The sequence below is a fragment of the Variovorax sp. F042 genome (assembly GCF_057814215.1).
In genome coordinates this window covers 22,860-46,858 of record NZ_JBVASX010000019.1, presented here as the reverse complement: position 1 = coordinate 46,858, position 23,999 = coordinate 22,860, and the positions used below count along the sequence as shown (strand labels likewise).

Here is a 23,999-nt window from a genome sequence, read left to right as displayed (position 1 = left end):
CTCAGTCGGTCTTGTCCGCGAGCCGGCCGTCGAGCCGGGCGCGTGCAGCCAGCAGGGCGCCGTGAATCTTCTGTTCGAATACTTCGCGAGGCGGCAGGACGGTGAGGTATTCCGCCACGTGAATGCCTGACTTGTTCAGCTCGAGCAGTTCGATCTGCTCCTGCTTCTTGCCGGTGCAAAGAATGATGCCCAGCGGGGCGCATCGCCCGGCTCCTGGTCGTGGCGGGCCAGCCAGCGCAGGTACAGCTCCATCTGGCCCTTGTACTCGGCGCGGAATTCGCCCAGCTTCAGCTCGATCGCCACCAGGCGGCGCAGCTTGCGGTTGTAGAAGAGCAGGTCGGTGTAGAAATCGTCGTTGTCGAGCTGGATGCGCCGTTGCCGAGCGACAAAGCTGAAGCCCGCCCCGAGCTCGAGCAGAAAGCTCTCCAGCTCGCGCAGGATGGCGTCCTCGAGATCCTTCTCCAGATGGCGGTCCTGCAAGCCAAGGAAGTCGAGCACATAGGGGTCTTTCAACAGCAGCGCCGGCTCGGTGGGGTTCTGGCGCTGCAGTTCGTCGAGTTCCTGGCGGATCAACACGTCGGGCTGGCGCGAGACCGCGGTGCGTTCGTAGAGCAGCGAGCCAATGCGCTCCCGCAGCGTACGGACGCTCCAGCCTTCCAGTTGGCACATCTGTGCATAGAAGTCGCGGGCGAGCGGGTCCTTGACCGGCAGCAACGCGAGAAAGTGCGTCCAGCTCAAATGTCGTATCAGTGGCACGACAATTTGCTCGGACGGGAACACCTCGGCGAACTGCACCATGCGCCGGAGGTTCTTCTCCTCGAAACCGCGTCCGTAGTCGCTCGCCAATTGTCGCGACAGCGTTGCGACAATTTCTTCCCCGTAGCCGGCGCGCTGGCCCCCAAGCACTTCGGTGCGGATGCGCTGGCCAATGCGCCAGTACATGAGCGTCAGCCCCGCGTTCACGGCGGCGACGGCCGTTTGCCGGGCTTGCTCGATCAGTTGCCGCAGGTCTGCCAGGAGGGGATCCGGCCCCTCGTGAAGCGCCGGTGTGGCGTTGGCTGTCGTCAAGCTATTGCGCTTGCTCATGGAGGCTCCTTGCTTTGCGCGTCATGCGGGTGGAATTGTCCGGCGGCTGTCACCTCGGCCTCCACGTGCAATACGGTGTAGTCCGGAAAAGAGCTGAAAGCCGGTGATATTTGCAGGAATTGCTATCAAAAATGCAGCAAATGCGGGGCTTGGAAGCTTCCTGAAAGCCCCGCGCGTCGCGCCGGGATAGCGCCCTGAGAGGCGCCGCGCCCCGAATACAATGCCCGGTGCTGTGCGCGGCCAAGCCCCGCCAAGCTTTGATTTGCGGCCCGTTTCCCTTGTGGCCGCGAAGCCGCGAAAGAGGCGGAATGACGGACCCCGGTCCGCGCTCCTCTCGTTTTCTCTTCCCTCTGCTGGAGACTCTCTTGTTCATTTCCTCTGCTTTCGCCCAGACCGCGCCCGCTGCAGCCGGCGGCGGTGACATGTTGTCTTCCCTCGGCAGCATGCTGCCCCTGGTGCTGATGTTCGTGGTGCTGTATTTCGTCATGATCCGGCCCCAGATGAAGCGCCAGAAGGAAGCCCGCGCCATGATCGAAGCCCTGGCCAAGGGCGACGAAGTCGCCACCGCCGGCGGCGTGCTCGGCAAGATCACCTCGCTGGGCGACCAGTACCTCGGCCTCGAGATCGCCAACGGCATCGAGATCAAGATCCAGCGCAGCGCCGTCGTGCAGGTCCTGCCCAAGGGCGCCGTCAAATAAAAGCGTGAGCCGAGCCTTGCGCTTTGCGGCGCAGGGCCCCATTTCACGCCGTGTTCCATTTCTGAAAAGCTTGTAAAAAGCGCCCTCTCATGAACCGTTACCCGGTCTGGAAGTACGCGATCATCGTGATCGTGTTGCTCGTGGGACTCGTCTACGCCCTGCCCAATTTCTTCGGTGAGGCGCCTGCAGTGCAGGTGTCGGCGGCCAAGTCCACCGTCAAGATCGACGCGGCTACCCAGGCCAGGGTCGAAGGCCTGCTCAAGACGGCCGGCCTCACGCCCGATCTGCTGAGCCTCGAACCCACCGCGGTGCGTGCGCGCTTTGCCACCACCGACGACCAGATCAAGGCACGCGACACGCTGCAGCAGGCGCTGGTGCCCGATGCGGACGACCCCTCCTACGTGGTGGCGCTGAACCTGGTGTCGCGCTCGCCCTCGTGGCTGACCGCGCTGCACGCCTTCCCGATGTACCTGGGCCTCGACCTGCGCGGCGGCGTCGACTTCCTGCTGCAGGTCGACATGCGCGGCGTGCTCGACAAGAAGGCCGAGTCCTTCGCCGGCGACATCCGCATGGGCCTGCGCGAAAAGAAGGTTCGCGGCAGCGCCGTGAACCGCAACGGCCAGACCGTCGAGATCACGCTGCGCGACGCCGACAGCGTGGAAACCGCCCGGCGCCTGATCCAGGACCAGATGCCCGACCTCACCACGGTCGAGAGCCAGCAGGGCTCCGAATGGCGCATCGTGGCCAGCATCAAGCCCGAAGCCGCGCGCCGCATCCAGGACGCGGCACTCAAGCAGAACGTGACGACGCTGCACAACCGGATCAACGAACTCGGCGTGGCCGAGCCGGTGATCCAGCAGCAGGGCATCGACCGCATCGTCGTGCAGCTGCCCGGCATGCAGGACCCGGCCCAGGCCAAGCGGATCATCGGCCGCACCGCCACGCTCGAAATGCGCCTGGTGGACGAAAGCGCCGAAGGCCGCTCGGCCGAACTGAACGGCGGTCCGGTGCCCTTCGGTTCCGAGAAATTCCTCGACCGCTCGGGCCGTCCGGTGATCGTGAAGAAGCAGGTGCTGGTCACCGGCGAGAACCTCACCGACGCGCAGCCCGGCTTCGACCAGCAGAGCAACCAGCCCAAGGTCGACCTGACCATGGACTCCAAGGGCGGCACCATCATGCGTGACGTCAGCCGCGAGAACTACAAGAAGCGCATGGCCATGCTGATCTTCGAGAAGGGCAAGGGCGAAGTGCTCACGGCCCCGTCGATCAACGGCGAGCTGGGCAACCGCTTCCAGGTGTCGGGTTCGATGACCGTGGCCGAAGCCAACGACCTCGCGCTGCTGCTGCGCGCCGGCTCGCTGGCCGCGCCGATGGAAATCATCCAGGAACGCACCATCGGCCCGACGCAGGGCGCGGAGAACATCAAGAAGGGCTTCGACAGCGTGATGTACGGCTTCGCCGCGATCATGGTGTTCATGTGCATCTACTACGCGCTGTTCGGCCTGTTCTCGTCGATCGCGCTGGCCGTCAACCTGATGCTGCTGGTGGCCATTCTCTCGATCCTGCAGGCCACGCTCACGCTGCCGGGCATCGCGGCCATGGCGCTTGCCATCGGCGTGGCCATCGACTCCAACGTGCTGATCAACGAGCGCGTGCGCGAAGAACTTCGCAACGGGGCGTCGCCGCAGGCGGCCATTCATGCGGGCTACGAGCGTGCCTGGGGCACCATCCTCGACTCCAACGTGACCACGCTGATCGCGGGCATCGCGCTGCTGGCCTTCGGCTCGGGCCCGGTGCGCGGCTTCGCGGTGGTGCACTGCATCGGCATCGTCACCTCGATGTTCTCGGCGGTGTTCTTCTCGCGCGGCCTCGTGAACTTCTGGTACGGCCAGAAGAAGAAGCTCAAGACGGTGTCCATCGGCACGGTCTGGCGCCCCAAGACCGACGGCGCTGCCGTGGCCGAAACGAAGTAAGAGGCAGAAGAGACAGTCATGGAATTCTTCCGCATCCACAAGACCATCCCGTTCATGCGCCACGCGCTGGTGCTGAACATCGTTTCCTTCGTCACCTTCGCGCTGGCGGTGTTCTTCCTGCTCCACCGCGGGCTGCACCTGTCGGTGGAGTTCACCGGCGGCACGGTGATGGAAGTCGCCTACACGCAGTCGGCCGACGTCGGCAAGGTCCGCGAAATCGTCGGCACGCTGGGCTACACCGAAGTGCAGGTGCAGAGCTTCGGCAAGTCGGTGCAGATCCGCCTGCCCGTGAAGAAGGGGGCAACTTCCGCCCAGCAGAGCGCCGAGGTGATGACCGCGCTGAAGGCGGCCGAGCCGACGGTGGAACTGCGCAGCAACGAATTCGTCGGCCCGCAGGTCGGCGACGAGCTCACCACCAACGGCCTGAAGGCCCTGGCCATGGTGGTCGTCGGCATCATGATCTACCTGGCGTTCCGCTTCGAATGGAAGTTTGCGCTGGCTACCGTGCTGGCCAACCTGCACGACGTGGTGATCATCCTGGGCTTCTTCGCCTTCTTCCAGTGGGAGTTCTCGCTGGCGGTGCTGGCGGCGGTGCTGGCGGTGCTGGGGTATTCGGTGAACGAGTCGGTCGTGATCTTCGACCGGATCCGCGAGAACTTCCGCCGCTACCGGAAGATGTCGACCACCGAGATCATCGACAACGCGATCACCTCGACCATCAGCCGGACCATCATCACCCACGGCTCCACCCAGCTGGTGGTGCTGTCGATGTTCTTCTTCGGCGGCCCGACCCTGCACTACTTTGCGCTGGCGCTGACCATCGGCATCTGCTTCGGCATCTACTCGTCGGCCTTCGTGGCGGCGGCAATCGCCATGTGGCTCGGCGTGAAGCGCGAAGACCTGATCAAGGGCGGCCCGGCCAAGCGCGACGGCGAGTCCGAAGACGACCCGAACGCCGGCGCCGTGGTCTGACGGATACTTCGGGGTTCAACAAAGCGGTGGCGGCAATGCTGCTACCGCGGTCCGCAGGCAACGCCGGGTACTCTTCGCACTTGTGCGGTAGCGCTTCCCGATGCAAGCTCGCGGTTGTTGCCGATGAATCGATCACCCAGGCCTTTCCGACTTTTCAATGAGCATTGCGCGGTCCGCCTCTTCCCTGCAGCTCGCACGCGAGACGCGTGAGCGTTTCGTATTGGCCACGGAAGGCGCCATTGCGCCGCTGGCCCGCGCGATCCGGGACCGGCTGACGTCGCTGTCCTCCGAGGCCGGCACCGCCCGCGCCATGCAGGAAAACCGCGACGACTTCGTCGCCTTCCAGGGACAGGCTACGCAGTGGGTGACGCTCTCGCAGACCGGCTGGCGCAAGGCGCTGGGCGCCAGCTCCGGCAGTCCGTCGACGCTGCCTTCGGCGCTGCGGCTCGAGCTGATCGGCGACGAAGTGGTGGAAAGCAACATCCTCTCCTCGCGCCTCGCGCAGCTGATCCACGACAAGGCCAGCTTCGAACTCAGCGACCTGCGCCTGCGCATCCAGCACTTGGAAGGCACCACCGAACTCGACGCCAAGGACGTGCTCAAGCCCGAGACGCTGGCCAAGCTGCTGGTCGAGCAATGGCTGGCGGTCGGCCTGAGCCGCGGGCTCTGGACCCGCGTGCAGGACACGGTGCAGCAGGGTCTGGTCGAAGTGGTCGTCAAGGCCTACGAGAGTGCCAATGCCTATCTGATCGCCAACGGCGTGATGCAGGAGATCGACCTCAAGAGCTTCGTCCGTCGCACTGGCAGTGCGGGCGGCGGCGGTGGCGGCGGTGGTGGATCGGGCGCCGCGCCGGTGGACAGCGGCATGTCCTCTGGCGGACCCCACAGCGCGCAGCGGCCTGGTTATGGATTCGGAGGACAGCAGGCATCCGTGCCGTCGACCGTGGCCGCGGCGCCCGCGTCGACCACCGGCGGCTCGCCGCTGTCGATTGCGCGGCAGCGAGCGCAGACCGCGCTGCTGAGCCTCAAGCGCTTCGTGACGGCGCGCATCGGCGGCGAGGCGGGCGGCTCCGCCGCACAGTTCCAGACTGCAGGCGCGGAAGGGCGCGCCACGGGTGGCAGCGGCCAACCGGGCCAGGGCGGCGGCATTGCGGCGCCCCGCGTGTTCTCCAGGACCTTCGCCGGTGCCATCGCCGACGCCGAGGTCGCCTACCGGATGGCTGCCACGCAGTACATGGACGGCGCGGCCGAACAGGCCACGCTGATCCAGCAGACGGCGGTCGACCTGCGCCGGCGCAGCACCGAGCTCAAGAAACGCGCGCCCACCACGGCCGACAAGGCCACGGTCGAGATCGTGGCGCTGATGTTCCAGGCCATCCTTGCCGAGGAGCGAATTCCGTTTTCGGCGCGCGTGTGGTTCGCGCGCCTGCAGATGCCCGTGCTGCGCGTGGCCATTGCCGAGCCCGAGTTCTTCGGCACCCTGCAGCACCCCGCCCGCATGCTGATCGACCGCATGGGCTCGTGCGTCATGGGCTTCGACGCGGCAGCCATCACCGGCAGCGCGCTCGAAGGCGAGATCCGCCGCGTGGTGCAGGTGATCGAGCAATACCCCGAAACCGGCCAGCGCGTGTTCAAGCTGGTGTTCGACGAATTCGTCGCCTTCCTCAACCGCTACCTGACGCAGAGCGACACCACGCAGCGCGTGATGAGCGTGGCGCAGCAGGTCGAGCAGAAGGAAACGATGGCGATCCAGTACACCATCGAGTTGCGCAAGATGCTCAACGACATGCCGGTGCGCGACGAGATCCGCGAGTTTCTCTTCAAGATCTGGGCTGAGGTGCTGGCCATTGCCGCGCTGCGCTACGGCGCGCAGGGCGAGCAGACCGTCATGCTCAAGCGCGTGGCTTCCGAACTGGTCTGGGCCGCGAGCGCCAAGCCCAACCGCACCGACCGCGCCCGCGTCATCCAGGACCTGCCGCAGCTGCTGCAGCGCCTGCGCCAGGGCATGGCGCTGCTGGGCATCGTTGACGAGCCGCAGGAAGCCCACATCAAGACCATCGGCGCCACGCTGTCCGACGCCTTCCTGTCGAAGACCGAGGCGATTCCGCAGGCCAAGATCGAGGCAATGGCCGAGCGGCTGGCGCACCTGGAAGACTTCGTGAGCGACGTGGGCGGCACCGCCGACCTGCCGCTCGATGCCCACAGCATCGAACTGCTGCTGGGCGTGGATGCAGCGTCGATCGAAGTCATTCCGGACGCCGCCGGCGCCAGGGTGCCCGAGGACATGATTGCCTGGGCGCACGAGCTGCAGGTGGGCAACTGGTTCATGCTCGACCATAACGACCGCGTGAGCCAGGTGCAGTTCGTCTGGCGCAGCGAGCGCAAGCAACTGCATCTGTTCGCGACGTCGGACGGGCGCAGCTTCCTCATTCAAGCCGGCCGGCTCGCAACCTACCTGCAGGCGGGCCTGCTGGTGCCGGCGGAAGAAGAAACGCTCACGGTACGCGCCACGCGCGAAGCGCTGGCGAAGCTGGATGCCAACCCGGAGCGGCTGCTGAACTAGCGGCGAGCCTTGGTCAGTGTGCCGTGCGGCCTTCGCGGCTTTCGCACAGTTCGTCGAGCACCAGCGCATCGGGCTCGATGCCGGTGCTCCAGTGCACCATCAACACGATGATCTTCAGCTCGTCGAGCGCCACCGGGTCGCCGGGCGCCGCCATTGCGCGCTCGACGACGATCTCGCGCAGGCCGCAGGGCAGCACGTTCGATGATTCGAGAAAGCGGATGAAGCCGAGGCATTCGGCGCCAAGGTGCTCCTGCTCGGCCTGCGAATAGACGCGCATCGCGTCGTCAGATTGGGGCATTGCCGCTTCGGGTGTGCCCCGAAGAATGACCGTGGCGCTGGCCTCGTCGTTGGCGCTGCGTTCGATCTGCATGCCTTGGGTTGCAAGGCTGAGGCCGTCGAGCCAGTGAAGGGCCTCGCGGATTTCTTCTGCCTCGAAGCCGTGTGCACTGAGCTTGCGGCCCAGTTGCTCCGGCTCTGGGCAGGCATCGCCGCGCCAATAGTTTTCGTACACAAAAACAAGCACTTCGAACATGAGCCCAATATAGCCGACGTTCGTGCAATCCAGACTAGGTGGAAGCCGCTCGCTGGAAGAGTCCGCCCGGCAGGCGTGAGATATGGCCTTCCAGCTCGAGTTCGAGCATCTTCGCCTGCAGCGCGGCCGCACTCCATCCGGTGCGCGCGCTCAGTGCGTCGAGGCTGACGGGGTCGAAGCCGAGGGCCTCCAGCAGCGGGTCTTCGGTGGTGGCGGCCGGGTGCCCGTTGCCGGCAGAGGGCGCGGCCGCAGCTGGTGCCCCGAGGGGCGGAAGTTCTTCGAGGATGTCGCTCACCGACTCCACCAGCTTCGCGCCCTGGCGGATCAGCGCATGGCAGCCGCGCGATTGCGGCGAATGGATCGAGCCCGGAATGGCGAACACTTCCTTGCCCTGCTCCGAAGTGAGCCGCGCGGTGATCAGCGAGCCCGATTGCAGCGCCGCCTCGACCACCAGCGTGCCGCGCGCCAGCCCGGCGATGAGCCGGTTGCGCTTCGGAAAATTCTGCGTGAGGGGCGGCGTGCCCAGCGGCAGCTCGCTCACGATCAGCCCCTGCAGCGTGATGCGGTGCGCCAGGTCGCGGTGCCGCGCGGGGTAGACGCGGTCGAGCCCGGTGCCCACCACGGCCACAGTCGCGAGCCGCGGGGCGTCGCCGGCCGCATCGAGCGCGCCCTGGTGCGCCGCACCGTCGACGCCCAGCGCCAGTCCTGAGACCACGGGCAAGCCCGCCTCGCCCAGCGCCCGCGCGAAGCTGCGCGCATTGGTCGCGCCCTGCGGCGTTGGATTGCGGCTGCCCACCACGGCAATGCTGTGACCCAGTTGCGTGAGGTCGAAGCCGGCGGCGCCGACCACGTAGAGCATCAACGGCGGGTCGGCCATCTCGAGCAGCGAGGTCGGGTAGCTGGCATCGCCCAGCGTCACGACGCGGCGCGAGACACCGTTGTCGGTCGTGTGGAGCCACTGCCAGGTCTGGTCGATCTGTGTCTGCAAGCCCACGGGCGGTTGCAGCAGCGCCTCGGCCTGCGCATAAGAGACGACCTCGCGCAGCGCGGCATGCGGCTGCGCGAAGACGCCCTCGGGCAGGCCAAAGGCCGCGAGCAAACGGCGCGCGGCACCGTCACCGATGCCGGGCGTCAGTGAAAGTCGCAGCCAGCCTGCGAGTTCTGCGCGTTCCAAACGAGTGTCGAGAAGGAAAGCCGGAGTCGCAGGTCAGGGATTGACGAGGAAGTCGCCGGCGCGCGGAGTGTCGTTGATTTCGAGCACCAGCGCGTACGAAACCTTCTCGAAGGTGCGGAACACCATCAGCAGGCCGATGCGTTCGTTCGGCAGCTTGATGGTTTCCTTGCGGGCGCCGGTGCGGTCGAGGATGGTCTCGCCGTTCTTCAGGATGGCCAGCACGTGGCCGTTGTCGATGCCGTCGCGCGTGCCCTTGTTGATGGCCACCACCTGGTTCTGCGCCGCGAACTGCACCGCGTTGCCATAGACCGAGATGATGCGGCCGTCGACCTGCGTCGACGGTGCGCGCGGCACGTAGCTCAGCAACTGGCGCGGCGGCTCGGGCAGCAGGCGGTCGCCGGCGCGCATTTCCTCGCGCGACGCGATGATGTCGATGCTGGCCGGCACCACGGTGATGACGTCCTTGTCTTCCACCGTTTCGACGGTGGTCGACTCGCCGCGCTGCAGCCGGGCCTTGCCCAGGTACTGCGCCTCGTAGCCGAGGATTTCGCCCGTGCCCGGGTCCTTCAGCGGCGTGGCGTTGCGGAAGATGCGGAAGTTCTGCACCGGGCCCGGCACCTCGACCAGCGGCGATTCGGCGTTGCCGCGGGCATAGGCCCGGTCGCCGCGCGACAGCAGCACGCGGCTGTCGTTGCCCGCAACGATGCGCGGGGCGCTTTCCAGCGTGCCGGCGTCGACCACGATGGGTTCGCTGAGGAAGGGCTCGATGATGCTCGGGTTGAGCGTGGGCAGTGCCATGCCGGCCAGCGAGTCGAAACGGGTGCGAGGTGACAGCTTGATGGTTCCGCCGTCGCCGCTGAAGCCGCCGCGGCGGGTGGTCAGGCGGGCGCGGCCACCGCTCTTGTCCAGGTAGAGCACCTGGCCCGGATAGATCCGGTGCGGGTTGGCGATTTCATTGATGTTCATGCCCCACAGCTCCGGCCAGCGCCAGGGGTGCAGCAGGTAGAGGCGGGAGATGGCCCAGAGCGTGTCGCCTGACTTGACGGTGTATTCGTCGGGCGCCTTGGGCGACAGTTCGTTCAGCGGAACGCCGGCCTGGGCAGTCTGCTGGGCGGTGGCGCGTTGTTGCGGCGTGACGGGGTAGTTTTGAGCCCAGGCTGTCGTGGCGCCGCAACTGCCGATCACCGCCAGGGCTGTCAGCGTGGCAAGGAGGGAGGGGCGCTGGCGGTCGGTGAGTCTGAGCTTTTTCATGTCTGGATGGGTGAGCGCGCGACGTATCGCTGCGCATACGAATCTCACAATTTGCTACGAATTCTGCGCTGAACCCCTTGGGAGGGCAACGTTTTCGGGGCCAGATGGCGCGTCACGTCGCGGAATTGGCGAAAATAGCCACAACTTTCCCCCGATTTCATGGCCAAACGAATCATTCTGAGTTACCCGGACAAACGCCTGCACACCGTGGCCAAGCCGGTGCAAGGCGTCGACGCACGCATCAAGACCCTGGTCGCCGACATGCTGGAAACCATGTACGACGCCAACGGCATCGGCCTGGCAGCGACCCAGGTCGACGTGCACGAGCGCCTCGTCGTCATCGACGTGTCCGAGGAGCGTAACCAGCCGATCGTGCTGATCAACCCCGAAATCACATGGGCCAGCGACGAAAAGGTGCTGAATGAAGAAGGCTGCCTCTCGGTGCCCGGCATCTACGACGGTGTGATGCGCTCGACCTCGGTCAAGGTGCAGGCGCTCGACGAGAACGGCGAATCGCGCAGCATCGAGGCCGACGGTCTGCTGGCCGTGTGTATCCAGCACGAACTCGACCACCTGCTGGGCAAGGTGTTCGTCGAATACCTCTCCCCCCTGAAGCGCAACCGCATCAAGAGCAAGCTGCTGAAGCAACAGCGCGAAGACATGCGGGAACGGGCTTGAACGCCATGGCGGCACGGCGCTTCGGCTCCCTTGCGGCACTGGGGGTCTTCGCGGTCGCCGGGCTGGGGCTCATTGCCGGCTGCGCCAACGAACCCACGCGCGTGCAACCCGGTGCCACCGCCGCCGACACCCTGCAGCGCCTGGGCGCCCCCACCGGTCGCTACCCGCTCACTGGTGGTGGCGAGCGGCTGCAGTACTCGCGCATGCCGGCCGGCTTTGAAGTCACCGACATCGACGTCGACGCCTCGGGCAAGGTCGTTTCGGTGACGCAGGTGCTCAGCGAAGCGCGCTTCGGCTACGACATCAAGGTCAACCAGTGGCGCCAGAACGACGTGATGGCCTTCTATGGCCGTCCCTATGAAATCACCCGTGTCAGCTCTTTCGACGGCGCGGTCTGGACTTGGCGCTACAAGGCCGTGAACGAGCGCCGCATGCTGTACATCTACATCGATCCGACCGGCGTGGTCCGGCGCTATCACACGGGGGACGATCTCGATTTCGATCGGATCCGGGATTGAGCCGTCTCAGAGTCGTTTTTGCGGGCACGCCCGAGTTCGCGCGCGTCGCCCTCGAAGCCATTGCCGCCGCCGGCCATGACATCGTGCTGGTGATGAGCCAGCCCGACCGCCCCGCCGGCCGCGGCATGAAGCTGCAGGCCTCCCCCGTCAAGCAATGTGCTGTTGCCAACAACTGGCCCGTGGCCCAGCCGCGCAGCCTGCGACTGGACGGCAAGTACCCCGACGAGGCTTCGGCTGCACGCGACACCCTGCTGGCCGCCAGGCCCGACGTGATGGTGGTCGCGGCCTATGGCCTGATCCTGCCCCAGTGGGTGCTCGACCTGCCGGCGCACGGCTGCCTCAACATCCACGCCAGCCTGCTGCCGCGCTGGCGCGGCGCTGCGCCCATCCACCGCGCCATCGAGGCGGGCGACGCCCAGACCGGCATCACCATCATGCAGATGGACGCCGGCCTCGACACCGGCGACATGCTGCTGCGCGAGGCCGTCGACATCGGCAGCGACGACAACACCGCGCGCCTGCACGACCGCCTGGCCGATCTGGGCGGAAAGATGATCGTCGAGGCGCTGTCGCGCATCGGCACGCTCACTCGCACGCCGCAGCCCGCCGAAGGCGTCACCTACGCCAACAAGGTCGAGAAGCACGAAGCGCTGATCGACTGGGCCCAGCCGGCCGACGCCATCGTGCGCCGCATTCGCGCCTTCGACCCGTTCCCGGGGGCCAACAGCCCGCTCGACGGCGAGACCGTCAAGCTCTGGGCCGCCCACTCTGCAGGCTCGCCCGAGGCGTCCGCCGCGCCGGGCACGATCCTGGCCGTCAGCGATGCCGGCGTGGCCGTCGCGGCAGCCGACTCGGTCGTGAACGTCACCGAACTCCAGCGTCCGGGCGGCAAGCGCCTGCCCGTGGCCGATTTCCTGCGCGGCTTCGACCTGAAGCCCGGGCAGGTGTTCGGCTGATGTTTCTCTCGAAAAGCATCCGCAGCCGCCCTGAATTCCGCGTCGGCATGCGCGACATGTCCCCGGTGGCGATGGGCATCGGCGCGTGGGGGCTCATGACCGGCGTGGCCATGGTCAAGTCGAACATGAGCACGGTCGAGGCGCTGGCGATGACGCTGCTTGTGTACGCGGGCAGCTCGCAGCTGGCGGCGATTCCGCTGCTGTTCGCGGGCGCCCCCGCCTGGGTGATCCTGGCGACGGGCTTCTGCGTCAACCTGCGCTTCGTGGTGTTCAGCCTGCACCTGCGGCCCTACCTCATGCACATGCCGCGCTGGCGCCGCATGACGCACGGCTACCTCACGGCGGACATGAGCTACGCGCTCTTCACGAAGAAGTACCCGAAGCCGCCGCTTACCATCGCCGAGCAGGAGTCGCAAGAGGCCTACCTCACCGGCAATTACTTCGTGACCTGGGGCGCCTGGATGGGCATGAGCCTGCTGGGCGTGGCGCTGGCCAACTTCATTCCGCAGACTTGGGGCCTGAGCTTTGCTGGCGTGCTGAGCCTGGTGGCCATCGTCTGCTCGATGGCAACGACGCGCCTGCGCGTGCTGGCCGCGCTGATTGCCGGCGCCACTGCCGTTGCGGCTTACTCGCTGCCGCTGAAGCTCAACATCGTGGTCGCCATCGGCGTGGCCGTGCTGCTGTGCTTCTGGCTCGAAAAGCAGTTCGGCCTCGACCCCACGGCGGAGGACGACAAGTGAGCGGCGCGAGCGCGACCACCGACTGGTGGACCATGGGCGTGATCGTCGGGCTGGCGCTCGTCACCGTGCTCACGCGCTGCTTCTTCTTCATCCTCGACCGGCCCTGGGGCCTGCCCGAGTGGGCGCACCGTGCGCTGCACTATGCGCCGGCAGCCGCGCTCGCAGGCGTGATTGCGCCCGAGATCGTCATGACGCAGGGCCACCTCATCACCACGCTGCACGACGCCCGCCTGTATGCGGCGGTCGTCGGCGCGGCGTATTTCTACTGGCGGCGTGGCGTGCTCGGCACGATGCTGGCCGGCATGGCGGTGTACCTGCCGCTGCACCTCGGCCTGGGCTGGTAACGGGCGGCCGCCGCCGGGCCGCCCCAAGGCGGGCCGCGCCTCCCCCTTGGGGGGGTGGAGTTACACGCAGCGAAGCGAAGTGAAAAGCCCGGGGGCTCGTGGCTCGTCAATCCAGCTTCACGCCAGCGGCCGCAATGATCTTTCCCCAGCGCTCGCTCTCGGCGCGAGACAGCTTGTAGAAATCCTGCGGTGTTCCGGGCAGCGCCTCGAAGCCGAAGTCCGCGAACAGCTTCACCACCTTCGGCGCCTTCATCGCCTTGTGCAGTTCGCCGTTGAGCCGCGCCACCGTTTCGGGCGGCATGCCGGCCGGGCCGATCAGGCCGTGGAAGGCGTAGGCGTTGACGTCGCTGAAACCGGCCTCGACGAAGGTCGGCACCTCGGGCAGGGCGCTCGCCCGCTGCGGCAGCGCAATGGCCAGCACCCGCACCTTGCCCGACCTGATGATCGGCAGGCCCGAGGCCAGGTCCAGCATCATCGTCGGCACCTGGCCGCCCATCACGTCGGTCATGGCGGGCGCGGCGCCCTTGTACGGCACGTGCGTGATCGTCAGGCCGGCCTTCTGCTTGAAGAGCTCCATCGCCATGTGGTGCGGCGAGCCGTTGCCGGGCGAGGCGTAGCTCACCTTGTCGGGGTTGGCCTTCACGTAGCGCACGAACTCGGCCACGTTCTTCGCGGGAAAGTCGGGGTGCACCACCAGCGCCACCGGAAAGCGGCCGATGGTGCCGATGTAGGTGAAGTCGCTTGCAGGCTTGTACGGCAGCTTGGCGAACATGTGCTCGTTGAAGAGCAGCGCCGCGTTCTCGGCCTGCATGATCGTGTAGCCGTCAGGCTTGGCCTGCATCATCACGGACACGCCGATGTTGGTGGACGCGCCGGGCCGGTTGTCGATGATGAGCGGCTGCCCGAGCGAAGGCTGCATCGCCTCGGCGAGCGTGCGAGCCAGGTTGTCGGTGCCGCCGCCGGCCACGTAGGGCACGATCCATTTGACGGGCTGGCTGGGGTAGGCGGCCGGCTGCGCCGATGCAAGGCTGCTGGCCAGCGTGAGGGCTGCACTCAGCAGGGGCAGAAGGAATCGCTTCATCGTCTCTTGTCTCCGTTGCTTGTTTTGAAATCGGTTCAGGTCATTCGCCGCGCAGCGTCTGCCAGAGCTCGCGGTCACGCTCCGCGGTCCACACCACGGGGTGCTCGATGCCGCGCAGTTCGTCGTACGCGCGCGAGACGTCGAAGGGCAGCACGTGCTGGAACACGGGCCAGTCGCCGAAGCGCGGCGTCATCGCCGCTTCGGCGCGCGCAAAGCAGCCCTTGAGCGTGTCGCCCGCGGCGATGCCGGCCTTCACGCTGTCGAGCAGTGTCGAGAGAAATGCCTTGGTCAGGCCGATGGCCTCGGCGCATGCGGCTTCGTCCTGCAGCACCGCGCCGCGCCCGGGCACCAGCATGCGCGGCTTCAGCGCCGCCACCGCGTCGAGCGTGCCGGCCCAGTCGCCGATGTAGGCGTCGCCCGCGTACACGCCGCAGCGGTTCTCCACCACGTCGCCCGAGAACAGCACGCCGCAGTCGGGCAGCCATGCGACCGTGTCGCCGCCCGAGTGACCGCGGCCCAGCGCCTTCAGATGCACTTCACGGCCACCGCCGAGCTGCAGCGTCATCTCGCGCTCGAAGACCTTCGTCGGAAGAGTCAGGCCAGGAATCTCCTCGACGCCGGCGAACAGGCGCGGAAAGCGGCCGACCTCCGAATCGAAATCGGCCTGGCCGCGCGTGCGGATCCAGTAGAGCGTGCCGTTGCTCGCGATGATGTCCTTCACTTCGTCGAAGGCGCTTGCGCCCATCACGCGCACTGCGTGGTAGTGCGTGAGCACGATGGTGCGAATGGGCTTGTCGGTCACCGTGCGAATGGCCGCGAGAAAGTCGCGCGCCATGCGCGGCGTGGGGCGCGTGTCGATCAGCACCACCTGCTCGTCGCCGACGACGAAGCCGCAGTTGGGATCGAAGTCGCTGATGTAGCCGTAGACGTCGGGCGCGAGCTCGCGCAGTTGCGGCTTCTGCTCGCGGGTGTCGGAAGCAGAGGCGAAAGAGACGGAAGTGGTCATGGGGCGGTTGTTGTCGTGGTGTCTTCGGCGGCTGCGCGGATGCAGGCGAGCAGCACGCGCTGGTCGGCGCACTGGTTGGCCAGCAGCAGCACGAGGCGGGCGTTGAGGTCGGCGCTCTGCGCGTCGGTGCGGCCTTCGTGCGCGGCGAGCAGGGCCGCGTAGAAGCCATCGGGGTCGGGAATGCGGGGCTCGGTGATCATGGGTTGCTGTCGTGGCCCAGCGCGGTGCGCAAGGCGGAGGCGATGATTTCCGGCGTGGCATTCGCCAGCACGGCGGCGCGATAGGCGTCGGGCCGCACGAGAGCAAAGCTGCCCGCATCGCCGATGCCGAGGTGGCTCGCGAGCCTGTCGTCGGCCTGCAGCGTGGGCAGGCCGCTGTCTCCTCCCACGGCCAGCAGGCGCAGCGGCAGCGACGCCGTGGCATCGAGGGCCGCCTTCGCCTGCTCGCGGGTCGGCGCGAACCAGAGGCCGATGCAGTGCGTTCCCTCGGACAGCAGCTGCATCAGCGTCGTCTCGCGGCCATCGGCCCAGCGCAGCGGCAGGTTCTGCACCGAGCGCGCACCCTCGGGCAGTTGCGGCGCGGCCGGGTAGTCGTTGGCGACCGACATGCGCCCGGTGTTCACCAGCGCCCGCGCAAACGGATGGCGGGCCGCCAGCGCCACCACGGCGCGGCGCAGCGTGTGCTCGGCCGGCGAGCGCGGCGCCAGGAAGCGTGCCGATCGGCTCGTCACCTGCAGGTTCTGCTGCGCGGCGGGTTGGCGCTCGGCGTCGTAGCTGTCGAGCAGGGTGTCGCCGGCCTTGCCCTGCGCGACCAGCGCGAGCTTCCAGCCCAGGTTCGCCGCATCCTGGATGCCGCTGTTGCCCCCGCGCGCGCCGAACGGACTCACCACATGCGCCGCATCGCCGATCAAGAACACGCGGCCATGCCGGAAGCTGTCGAGCAGGTGGTCACGGTAGCCGTACGGCCCGATCCACACGAACTCGAACTCCACGTCCGACCCGAGTTGCTCGCGCAACCGCGCGCCCGCCACTTCGGGCTGGCTGATATAGGCCGTGTCGCAGTCTTCGGGCATCTGGTAGTCGATGCGCCACACGCCGTCGGCCATCAGGTGCTGCCACACGCCGCGGCCTTCGTTGAAGGGCGCATCGACCCAGGTCCAGCGCTCGGTCGGCAGCGGCTTCCTGAAGCGCACGTCGCTGATGCACCAGCGGTCGGTGCTGCGCGACGCGTGCGCCTCGATGCCGAGCTGCGTGCGGATCGGGCTGTTGGCGCCCGTCGCGTCGATCAGCCGGTCCGCCTCGATGGTGTAGCTGCCGGCGGGCGTTTCGATGTCCAGGCGCACGCCATCGGCCAGTTGCTCGACGCGCGTCACGCGGCTCTTCCAGCGCAGGTCGGTCAGCCCGAGTTCGAGGATGCGCTCGACGAGGAACCACTCGACGTAGAACTGCTGCAGGTTGATGAAGGGCGGCTGCCTCGAGACGCTGTTGGCCTGCAGGTTGAAGTTGTAGACCTCCTGCTCGCCCGAGAAGGTGCGCCCGAAGGACCAGGTGATGCCCTTGGCCGCGATGCGTTCGTAGATGCCCAGGCGTTCGAAGATCTCCAGGCTCTTCTGCGCATAGCAGATACCGCGCGACGAGGCGCCGCGCACGCCGACGGTGTCGTCTTCGTCGAGCAGCACGGCGCGCACGCCGCGTTGCGCGAGGTCGCAGGCCAGCGTGAGGCCCGAGGGGCCGGCACCGACGATCACGATGGGGTGGCGCACGGGCTTCGTGCTGCCCAGTTCGGGCGGTGGCGTGAAGGGCCAGACCGGCAGTTCGTAGGCCGGCGCGAAAGCAAAGTTTTCCATGTCTCTTCTACAGCGCGTGCGCGAACTCGGCGATGGCGTCCGCCGCCTTGGGGATCAGCTCCGGCTGCCCCGCGAGGTAGTGGTTGCCGCCGACGATGTCGACGTTTCGGATGCGCGACTCGTCCGCTGCCATCCACGCATCGCGCGTGCTCGGAAAGGTCGACTGGTCGCCCGTGTAGGTCAGCAGCAGCTTCGGCACCGTGGTGCGCGCAAGGTTTGTCGGCCCGTCGGCCTGCGAGCGCGACGACCATTGCGAGAGAAACGCCGTCAGCGAGGTGGTACGCCCCATCGCATTGGCCGAGTAGTTCACCTGCCGGGCGTCGCCCCACACGCTGCCCGGAAGGCGGTCGTTGGGGTCGAGCGACAGGTCCACGCAGCGCGGATCGGCATGCGTGCGATAGACGATGAAGGTCTGGTCGCGCGGCGCGCCCGGCGTGTTGCGCAACAAGGCAAGCCGGTCGATGGCCCATTGCTCGATGCGGTCCAGCCGCGCCTTCTGCGCAGCGCTGAAGCGCGCGAGAAAGTCGCTGTCGTAGGGCACGCGGTGGCGCGGGTCGTACATGTCGAGTTCGGGGTTCACCGAGAGCGGGTCGTGCTCGTCGGTGACGGACGGGTCGATCCAGTCGCGCATCAGCCGCGTGCGGCCCAGGTGCGCGGCGCACAGCGCGATGCCGTCCACGGGCGGAAGGTCGCTCGGGTGCAGGTGCGTGGGGTCACCGTCGGGCAGGTGCGTGGCCGTGAGCTTCTCGGCCTGCGCCTGGTAGAAGCTCGCGAGCGCCGCGCCGCCCGAGTTGCCGACGAGAAACACCTTTTCGTAGCCGGCAGCGCGCAGGTACTGCACGCCGGCGCCCAGGTCTTGAATGGCACGCTCCATCAGCAGCACCGTGTCGTTGCCCACGAAGCGCGAGTTGAGCCCCATGCAGCAGATGCCGCGCTCGGCCAGCGGGCCGATCAGGTAGTGGCCCATGAAGTTGCTGGTCGGGTGCATCACGATGGCGGCGACCTTTTTCGGGCCTTGCGGCGCGCGGAAGGCGCCGTAGATGCGCGGGCGCAGCATCTGCAGGCCCGACTGGCTTTCCATCGCCGCGCCGGGCTTCACGTCGATGACGGCGAGTTGCAGCTCAGACATTCGGCGCACCCTTTGCTGCTGTCGCACGAAGTTCGGCCTTGCGCGCGGTCCACGCATCGAGGTCGGCGCGAGCGCGCAGCGCGTGCGCGTCCATCTCCGCTTGCGGCACGGTCGGCGTGGTCAGCTCCACGCGAATGCCGTTGGGGTCGAAGAAGTAGATCGATTCGATGATGTGGTGGTCGGTCACGCCCAGTACCTCGACGCCCGCGCCTTCGAGCCGCGCCTTGGCCGCCAGCAGGTCGGCCACCGAATCGACGCGCAGCGCGATGTGGTTCACCCACGAGGGCGTGTTGGGCGAGGGCAGTGCGGCGATGTCGTCGCCCAGGTCGAAGAAGGCGATGTACGAGCCGTCGCGCATCTGGAAAAAGATGTGCACGTAGGGGCAGTACTCGCCCGTGCTCGGCACGTGGTCGCTCTTGATGACGTGGGCCAGCGGCAGGCCCAGCAGGTCTTCGTAGAAGCGGCGGGTTTCCTCGCTGTCGCGGCAGCGCCAGGCGAAGTGGTGCAGCCCGCGCACGGGTGGGGGGATCGGCATGGCTCGTGTCTCCAGTGAGCCGTTATTGGGCGATGCCGCGTCTTATGATGCAATCGAAATTAATTCATCGATTGATGAAATAACCGTATATATGAATCTCACCCTGCGCCAGTTGCGCGCCTTCGCCGCCGTGGCCGAAACCGGCAGCTTCACCGCGGCGGCGCAGCAGCTGCACCTCACGCAGTCGGCGCTCAGCGTGCTGGTGCGTGAGTTGGAGCGAGAGATGGGTGTGCAGCTGCTCGACCGCAACACCCGCAGCGTGCAGCTGTCGGAGGCGGGGCGCGAGTTCTTGCCGTCGGTGCATCGCCTGCTTGGCGACCTGACGAGCGCGGTGGCCGGCGTCACGGATTTGCGTGACAAGAAGAAAGGCTTGCTACGGCTTGCGGCGCCGCAGCTCATGGCCTGCACGTTGATGCCGCGCGTGATCGCGCTCTACCGCGAGCAGTACCCCGACGTGGATGTGCGCCTGACCGACACGCTGCCCGAGAACCTGCTCGCAGGGGTGACGGCCGGCGACGTGGAGTTGGCCGTGGGGCAGGATGTGGCCGTCGACAGCGCCATCGAGCGCCGCACGCTGCTGCGCGACCGGCACTGGCTGATCTGCCCGCCCGGCCATGCCTTTGCCAACCGCCGCAAGGTTCGCTGGCACGAGCTCGAGCCGTACACCTTCATCGCCCCCACGCGCGATTTTCGCCAGCGCGTGCTGCCCGAGCTGGCCCCGGCAGAGCGCGACTACATGTTGCGCCCCGCCACGCAGGAGGTGTCGTACATGACCACCGCCCTCGGCATGGTGGCCTCGGGGCTGGGGCTCACGGTGTGCCCGACCTATTCCGCGCCGCTGGTGCGCGCCCACGGCCTGCAGATGGTGCGGCTCGAATCGCCCGACTTTCACCGCGAGGTGTGCGTCTACAGCGCGGCGCGGCGCTCGCTGTCGCCGGCCGCCGCGAGCTTTGTCGGCGTTCTCGAAAGCTTCGCCAAGGCGCAGCAAAAGGGCTGAAAAGCATCGGAGCGCTGCAACAGGCGCGTAGAGCGGCAGTGGGGCCAAACCTACAATGCAGGCCGACCCGTCTTCCACCTCCTCCAGATCCATGAACGTCATTCGATTCACCGACCTCTGCGCACAGGGCAAAGCCGCCGGCCAGCGCGTCTTCATCCGTGCCGACCTCAACGTGCCGCAGGACGACGCAGGCAACATCACCGAAGACACGCGCGTGCGCGCCTCGGTGCCTTGCATCCAGCTGGCGCTCGACGCTGGTGCAGCAGTGATGGTCACGTCGCACCTGGGCCGCCCGACCGAAGGCGAGTTCAAACCCGAAGACTCGCTTGCCCCCGTCGCCAAGCGCCTGGGCGAACTGCTCGGTCGCGAAGTGCCGCTGGTCGCCAACTGGGTCGACGGCGTCGACGTCAAGCCCGGCCAGATCGTGCTGCTCGAGAACTGCCGCGTCAACAAGGGCGAGAAGAAGAACGACGAGGCACTGGCCAAGAAGCTGGCCGCCCTCACTGACATCTACGTGAACGACGCCTTCGGCACCGCCCACCGCGCCGAGGCCACCACCTACGGCATCGCGCAGTTCGCGAAGATCGCCGCGGCCGGCCCGTTGCTGGCGGCCGAGATCGACGCCATCACCAAGGCGCTGGCGCAACCCAAGCGGCCGCTGGTGGCCATCGTGGCCGGCTCCAAGGTCAGCACCAAGCTCACCATCCTCAAGAGCCTGTCGGCCAACGTCGACCAGCTGATCGTGGGTGGCGGCATCGCCAACACCTTCATGTTGGCGGCCGGCCTGAAGATCGGCAAGTCGCTGGCCGAGCCCGACCTGGTCGACCAGGCCAAGGCGGTGATCGACGCCATGCGCGCGCGCGGCGCCGACGTGCCGATTCCGGTGGACGTGGTCACGGCCAAGACCTTCGCGGCCGATGCGGCCGCCACCGTCAAGGACGCAAGCGATGTGGCCGACGACGACCTGATCCTCGACATCGGCCCGAAGACGGCCGCGATCCTGGCCGCGCAGCTGCGCGAAGCCGGCACCATCGTCTGGAACGGCCCGGTGGGCGTGTTCGAGTTCGACGCCTTCGCCAATGGCACCAAGGCCATCGCGCAAGCTATTGCCGACAGCAGCGCCTTCTCTATCGCCGGCGGCGGCGACACGCTGGCGGCCATCGCCAAGTACGGCATCGAAAAGCGGGTCGGCTACATCTCGACCGGCGGCGGCGCCTTCCTGGAAGTGCTGGAAGGCAAGACCCTGCCGGCCTTCGAGATCCTGTCGAAGCGCGCGGCCGGTTGAGCAAGGCCCTGCGCGGGAAAACCCATGGGTGACTTCCGTCCGACACACAAAGTGTATACAGTAGCGAATACAAAACGGAGACTACCCTCATGAGCACGGACCGCATCCCCCGCCACGCCACCAAGATCGTTGCCACGCTCGGTCCGGCGTCCAGCACCCCCGAATTGCTGGAAAAGATGATCCAGGCCAAGGTCAGCGTGGTGCGGCTGAACTTCAGCCACGGCACCGCGCAAGACCACATCGACCGCGCCGCCATGGTGCGCGAAGCCGCCCGCAAGGCCGGCCGCGAAGTGGCCATCATGGCCGACCTGCAGGGCCCCAAGATCCGCGTCGGCAAGTTCGCGCAGGGCAAGGTCTGGCTGGAGCCGGGCGCCAAGTTCGTGCTCGACGCCTCGCGCACCGAACTCGGCGACGCCGATGCCGTGGGCCTCGACTACAAAGACCTCCCGCGCGATGTGAAGCCTGGCGACAGGCTGCTGCTGAACGACGGCCTCATCGTGCTGACCGTCGACGCCGTCAAGGGCGAGGCCGTGCACACCACCGTCAAGCTGGGCGGCGAGCTGTCGAACAACAAGGGCATCAACAAGCAGGGTGGTGGCCTCACGGCGCCCGCGTTGACTGCCAAGGACATGGAAGACATCAAGACCGCGATGAGCTTCCAGGCCGACTACGTGGCCGTGAGCTTCCCGAAGAACGCCACCGACATGGAAATGGCGCGCCAGCTGTGCAACGTGGCCGCGGCCGAGTACGGCCACAAGCCCGGCATGATCGCCAAGATCGAACGCGCTGAAGCCATCCCGAAGCTGGAAGAAATCCTGCGCGCCAGCGACGGCATCATGGTTGCGCGCGGCGATCTCGCGGTCGAGGTGGGCAATGCGGCCGTGCCGGCGCTGCAGAAAAAAATGATCCGCATGGCGCGCGACATGGACAAGGTGGTGATCACCGCGACCCAGATGATGGAGTCGATGATCACCAACCCCGTGCCCACGCGCGCCGAAGTGAGCGACGTGGCCAACGCCGTGCTCGACGGCACCGACGCCGTGATGCTCTCGGCCGAGACCGCCTCGGGCCGCTACCCGCTCGAGACCGTGCAGGAGATGAGCCGCATCTGCGAAGCCGCCGAAGCTGCCGAAGACAAGACGCTCGACGCCGATTTCAGCGGCAAGACCTACAGCCGCATCGACCAGTCGATCGCCATGGGCGCGCTGTTCACTGCCCACCACCTGGGCGCCAAGGCCATCGTGGCGCTGACCGAGTCGGGCTCCACCATCCTGTGGATGAGCCGCCACCGCGCGCACATTCCCATGTACGCGCTGACCTCGCGGCTGGCCACGCAGCGCAAGCTGGCGCTGTATCGCAACGTGCGTCCGCTGCTGATGGATTCGGAAAGCGACCGCGACACCGCGCTGCAGCAGGCCGAAAACCACCTGAAGAAGCGCGGCATCGTGCAGAGCGGCGACGTCTACGCCATTACCTGCGGCGAGCCGATGGGTGCCCCTGGCGGCACCAACATGCTCAAGATCTGCCGCGCGAGCTGAGTCGGCTCAACCGTTGCGGAACAGGAAGCTGTAGGCGTTCAGCGCGGGCACCCCGCCCAGGTGCGCATACAGCACCTTCGAGCCGGCCGGGAATTCCCCCAGCCGCACCTTCTCGATCATCCCGTGCATCGACTTGCCCTCGTACACGGGGTCGGTCAGCATGCCCTCGAAGCGCGCGCACAGGCGAATGGCTTCCAGCGTGCCGTCGTTCGGCAGCCCGTACTCGGGGCCGCCGAAGCGGCGGTCGAGCACCACGTCTTTCTCGGTGATGTCGCGGCCCAGCTCCACCAGCTCGGCCGTGTTCTTCGCGATGCGCAGGATCTGGTCGAAGGTCTGCTGCGGCTTGGCCGAGGCGTCGATGCCGATCACGCGGTCGGCCCGGCCGTCGGCCGCGAAGCCCACCACCATGCCGGCCTGCGTGCTGCCGGTGACCGCGCAGACCACGATGTAGTCGAACTTGAAGCCCAACTCGGCCTCCTGCTGGCGCACTTCTTCGGCAAAGGCGACGAAGCCGAGCCCGCCGCGCGGATGCTCCGAGCAGCCCGCCGGAATCGGAAACGGCTTGCCGCCTGCCTTGCGCACGCTCTCCATCGCGTCTTCCCAGCTCTTGCGGATGCCGATGTCGAAGCCTGCCGCGTCCAGCCGCACGTCGGCGCCCATGATGCGTGACATCTCGATGTTGCCGACCCGGTCGTACACCGCGTCGGAGTAGTTGACCCAGTTCTCCTGCACCAGCACGCACTTCAGCCCGAGGTGCGCGGCCACTGCGGCCACCTGCCGCGTCTGGTTCGACTGGATGCCGCCGATGGACACCAGCGTGTCGTAGCCGCCCTCGAGCGCCTCGGGGATCAGGTATTCGAGCTTGCGCGTCTTGTTGCCGCCGAAGGCCAGGCCGCTGTTGCAGTCCTCGCGCTTGGCGTACAGATCGACCTTGCCGCCGAGGTGCGCGCTCAGCCGCTTCAGCGGGTGGATCGGCGTGGGGCCGAAGGTCAGGGCGTAGCGGGGAAACTTCTTCAGATTCATGGGAGCGGCTCCAGGGAGTTGAAGCCTTAGATCGTAGAAAGAAGCGAACGCAACGTGCTTGCGAAGTTTTGTGG

General features: G+C 67.0%; 22 protein-coding genes and 1 pseudogene. 12 read left to right on the top strand and 11 right to left on the bottom strand.

Features of this window, described 5'->3' with window-relative positions; genetic code table 11:
• Position 1: 1 nt before the first annotated feature.
• A pseudogene (locus ACZYSP_RS33005) lies at positions 2–1,086 on the bottom strand (PDDEXK nuclease domain-containing protein).
• Between the two features lie 365 nt (positions 1,087–1,451).
• Here ACZYSP_RS33005 and yajC point away from each other — a divergent pair.
• The 4 genes from yajC (at position 1,452) to ACZYSP_RS32985 (ending at position 7,292) form a co-directional block, all read left to right on the top strand.
• Positions 1,452–1,784, top strand: a complete 333-nt coding sequence (yajC, locus tag ACZYSP_RS33000; RefSeq protein ID WP_013544185.1) for a preprotein translocase subunit YajC — start codon at positions 1,452–1,454, stop codon at positions 1,782–1,784.
• An 89-nt stretch (positions 1,785–1,873) separates the two neighbouring features.
• On the top strand, positions 1,874–3,757 hold the full coding sequence (secD, locus tag ACZYSP_RS32995) for a protein translocase subunit SecD (protein WP_093055363.1): 1,884 nt from the start codon (positions 1,874–1,876) through the stop codon (positions 3,755–3,757).
• 18 nt (positions 3,758–3,775) lie between these two features.
• Positions 3,776–4,729, top strand: coding sequence for a protein translocase subunit SecF (gene secF / locus ACZYSP_RS32990; RefSeq protein ID WP_093055365.1), 954 nt, complete (start codon positions 3,776–3,778; stop codon positions 4,727–4,729).
• 157 nt (positions 4,730–4,886) lie between these two features.
• Entirely contained in the window at positions 4,887–7,292 is a 2,406-nt protein-coding gene (locus tag ACZYSP_RS32985; protein WP_489018778.1) for a DUF1631 family protein, read from the top strand.
• Between the two features lie 13 nt (positions 7,293–7,305).
• Here ACZYSP_RS32985 and ACZYSP_RS32980 read toward each other — a convergent pair whose 3' ends face one another.
• Genes ACZYSP_RS32980 through ACZYSP_RS32970 form a run of 3 tightly spaced genes read right to left on the bottom strand, consistent with a single transcriptional unit; the run spans position 7,306 to position 10,249 of the window.
• On the bottom strand, positions 7,306–7,824 hold the full coding sequence (locus ACZYSP_RS32980) for a Smg family protein (RefSeq protein ID WP_093055369.1): 519 nt from the start codon (positions 7,822–7,824) through the stop codon (positions 7,306–7,308).
• Positions 7,825–7,858: 34 nt separating this feature from the next.
• Positions 7,859–8,998, bottom strand: a complete 1,140-nt coding sequence (gene dprA, locus ACZYSP_RS32975) for a DNA-processing protein DprA (protein WP_489018775.1) — start codon at positions 8,996–8,998, stop codon at positions 7,859–7,861.
• Positions 8,999–9,031: 33 nt separating this feature from the next.
• Positions 9,032–10,249: a LysM peptidoglycan-binding domain-containing protein gene (locus ACZYSP_RS32970; protein ID WP_093055373.1), complete on the bottom strand. Its 1,218-nt coding sequence runs from the start codon at positions 10,247–10,249 to the stop codon at positions 9,032–9,034.
• A gap of 159 nt (positions 10,250–10,408) precedes the next feature.
• Between ACZYSP_RS32970 and def the strand changes: the two genes are divergently transcribed.
• Genes def through ACZYSP_RS32945 form a run of 5 tightly spaced genes read left to right on the top strand, consistent with a single transcriptional unit; the run spans position 10,409 to position 13,485 of the window.
• Positions 10,409–10,927, top strand: coding sequence for a peptide deformylase (def, locus tag ACZYSP_RS32965; RefSeq protein WP_093055375.1), 519 nt, complete (start codon positions 10,409–10,411; stop codon positions 10,925–10,927).
• Positions 10,928–10,932: 5 nt separating this feature from the next.
• Positions 10,933–11,445, top strand: a complete 513-nt coding sequence (locus ACZYSP_RS32960) for a hypothetical protein (RefSeq protein WP_093055377.1) — start codon at positions 10,933–10,935, stop codon at positions 11,443–11,445.
• Entirely contained in the window at positions 11,442–12,401 is a 960-nt protein-coding gene (gene fmt, locus ACZYSP_RS32955) for a methionyl-tRNA formyltransferase (RefSeq protein WP_489018773.1), read from the top strand. Before ACZYSP_RS32960 ends, fmt begins: the two co-directional genes overlap by 4 nt.
• Positions 12,401–13,141 carry an AzlC family ABC transporter permease gene (locus tag ACZYSP_RS32950; RefSeq protein ID WP_093055381.1) on the top strand — a complete coding sequence of 247 codons (741 nt, stop codon included), beginning with the start codon at positions 12,401–12,403 and terminating at the stop codon, positions 13,139–13,141. The genes fmt and ACZYSP_RS32950 overlap by 1 nt, the downstream gene beginning before the upstream one ends.
• A gap of 32 nt (positions 13,142–13,173) precedes the next feature.
• Positions 13,174–13,485 carry an AzlD domain-containing protein gene (locus ACZYSP_RS32945; RefSeq protein ID WP_093055509.1) on the top strand — a complete coding sequence of 104 codons (312 nt, stop codon included), beginning with the start codon at positions 13,174–13,176 and terminating at the stop codon, positions 13,483–13,485.
• A gap of 106 nt (positions 13,486–13,591) precedes the next feature.
• Here the strand turns inward: ACZYSP_RS32945 and ACZYSP_RS32940 are convergent, their stop codons facing one another.
• Genes ACZYSP_RS32940 through ACZYSP_RS32915 form a run of 6 tightly spaced genes read right to left on the bottom strand, consistent with a single transcriptional unit; the run spans position 13,592 to position 19,082 of the window.
• Positions 13,592–14,566 (bottom strand): Bug family tripartite tricarboxylate transporter substrate binding protein, encoded by a 975-nt coding sequence (locus ACZYSP_RS32940; RefSeq protein WP_093076202.1) that lies wholly within the window; start codon positions 14,564–14,566, stop codon positions 13,592–13,594.
• 40 nt (positions 14,567–14,606) lie between these two features.
• Entirely contained in the window at positions 14,607–15,572 is a 966-nt protein-coding gene (locus ACZYSP_RS32935; RefSeq protein WP_489018770.1) for an MBL fold metallo-hydrolase, read from the bottom strand.
• A complete protein-coding gene (locus tag ACZYSP_RS32930; RefSeq protein ID WP_097197677.1) occupies positions 15,569–15,772 on the bottom strand; it encodes a DUF2783 domain-containing protein in 204 nt (67 codons plus the stop codon). The genes ACZYSP_RS32935 and ACZYSP_RS32930 overlap by 4 nt, the downstream gene beginning before the upstream one ends.
• Positions 15,769–17,418 carry an FAD-dependent oxidoreductase gene (locus ACZYSP_RS32925; protein ID WP_489018768.1) on the bottom strand — a complete coding sequence of 550 codons (1,650 nt, stop codon included), beginning with the start codon at positions 17,416–17,418 and terminating at the stop codon, positions 15,769–15,771. Before ACZYSP_RS32925 ends, ACZYSP_RS32930 begins: the two co-directional genes overlap by 4 nt.
• Before the next feature lie 7 nt (positions 17,419–17,425).
• Positions 17,426–18,547 (bottom strand): alpha/beta hydrolase family protein, encoded by a 1,122-nt coding sequence (locus ACZYSP_RS32920; protein WP_093076196.1) that lies wholly within the window; start codon positions 18,545–18,547, stop codon positions 17,426–17,428.
• On the bottom strand, positions 18,540–19,082 hold the full coding sequence (locus ACZYSP_RS32915; RefSeq protein WP_093055393.1) for a VOC family protein: 543 nt from the start codon (positions 19,080–19,082) through the stop codon (positions 18,540–18,542). The genes ACZYSP_RS32920 and ACZYSP_RS32915 overlap by 8 nt, the downstream gene beginning before the upstream one ends.
• Positions 19,083–19,173: 91 nt before the next feature.
• Between ACZYSP_RS32915 and ACZYSP_RS32910 the strand changes: the two genes are divergently transcribed.
• From ACZYSP_RS32910 to pyk, 3 genes are all read left to right on the top strand, one after another.
• Entirely contained in the window at positions 19,174–20,079 is a 906-nt protein-coding gene (locus ACZYSP_RS32910; protein ID WP_097197679.1) for a LysR family transcriptional regulator, read from the top strand.
• A 91-nt stretch (positions 20,080–20,170) separates the two neighbouring features.
• A complete protein-coding gene (locus ACZYSP_RS32905; RefSeq protein WP_093076192.1) occupies positions 20,171–21,364 on the top strand; it encodes a phosphoglycerate kinase in 1,194 nt (397 codons plus the stop codon).
• 89 nt (positions 21,365–21,453) lie between these two features.
• Positions 21,454–22,902 carry a pyruvate kinase gene (gene pyk, locus ACZYSP_RS32900; protein ID WP_093055398.1) on the top strand — a complete coding sequence of 483 codons (1,449 nt, stop codon included), beginning with the start codon at positions 21,454–21,456 and terminating at the stop codon, positions 22,900–22,902.
• 6 nt (positions 22,903–22,908) lie between these two features.
• Here the strand turns inward: pyk and ACZYSP_RS32895 are convergent, their stop codons facing one another.
• Positions 22,909–23,925 carry a 1-aminocyclopropane-1-carboxylate deaminase gene (locus ACZYSP_RS32895; RefSeq protein ID WP_093055400.1) on the bottom strand — a complete coding sequence of 339 codons (1,017 nt, stop codon included), beginning with the start codon at positions 23,923–23,925 and terminating at the stop codon, positions 22,909–22,911.
• Positions 23,926–23,999: the final 74 nt, after the last annotated feature.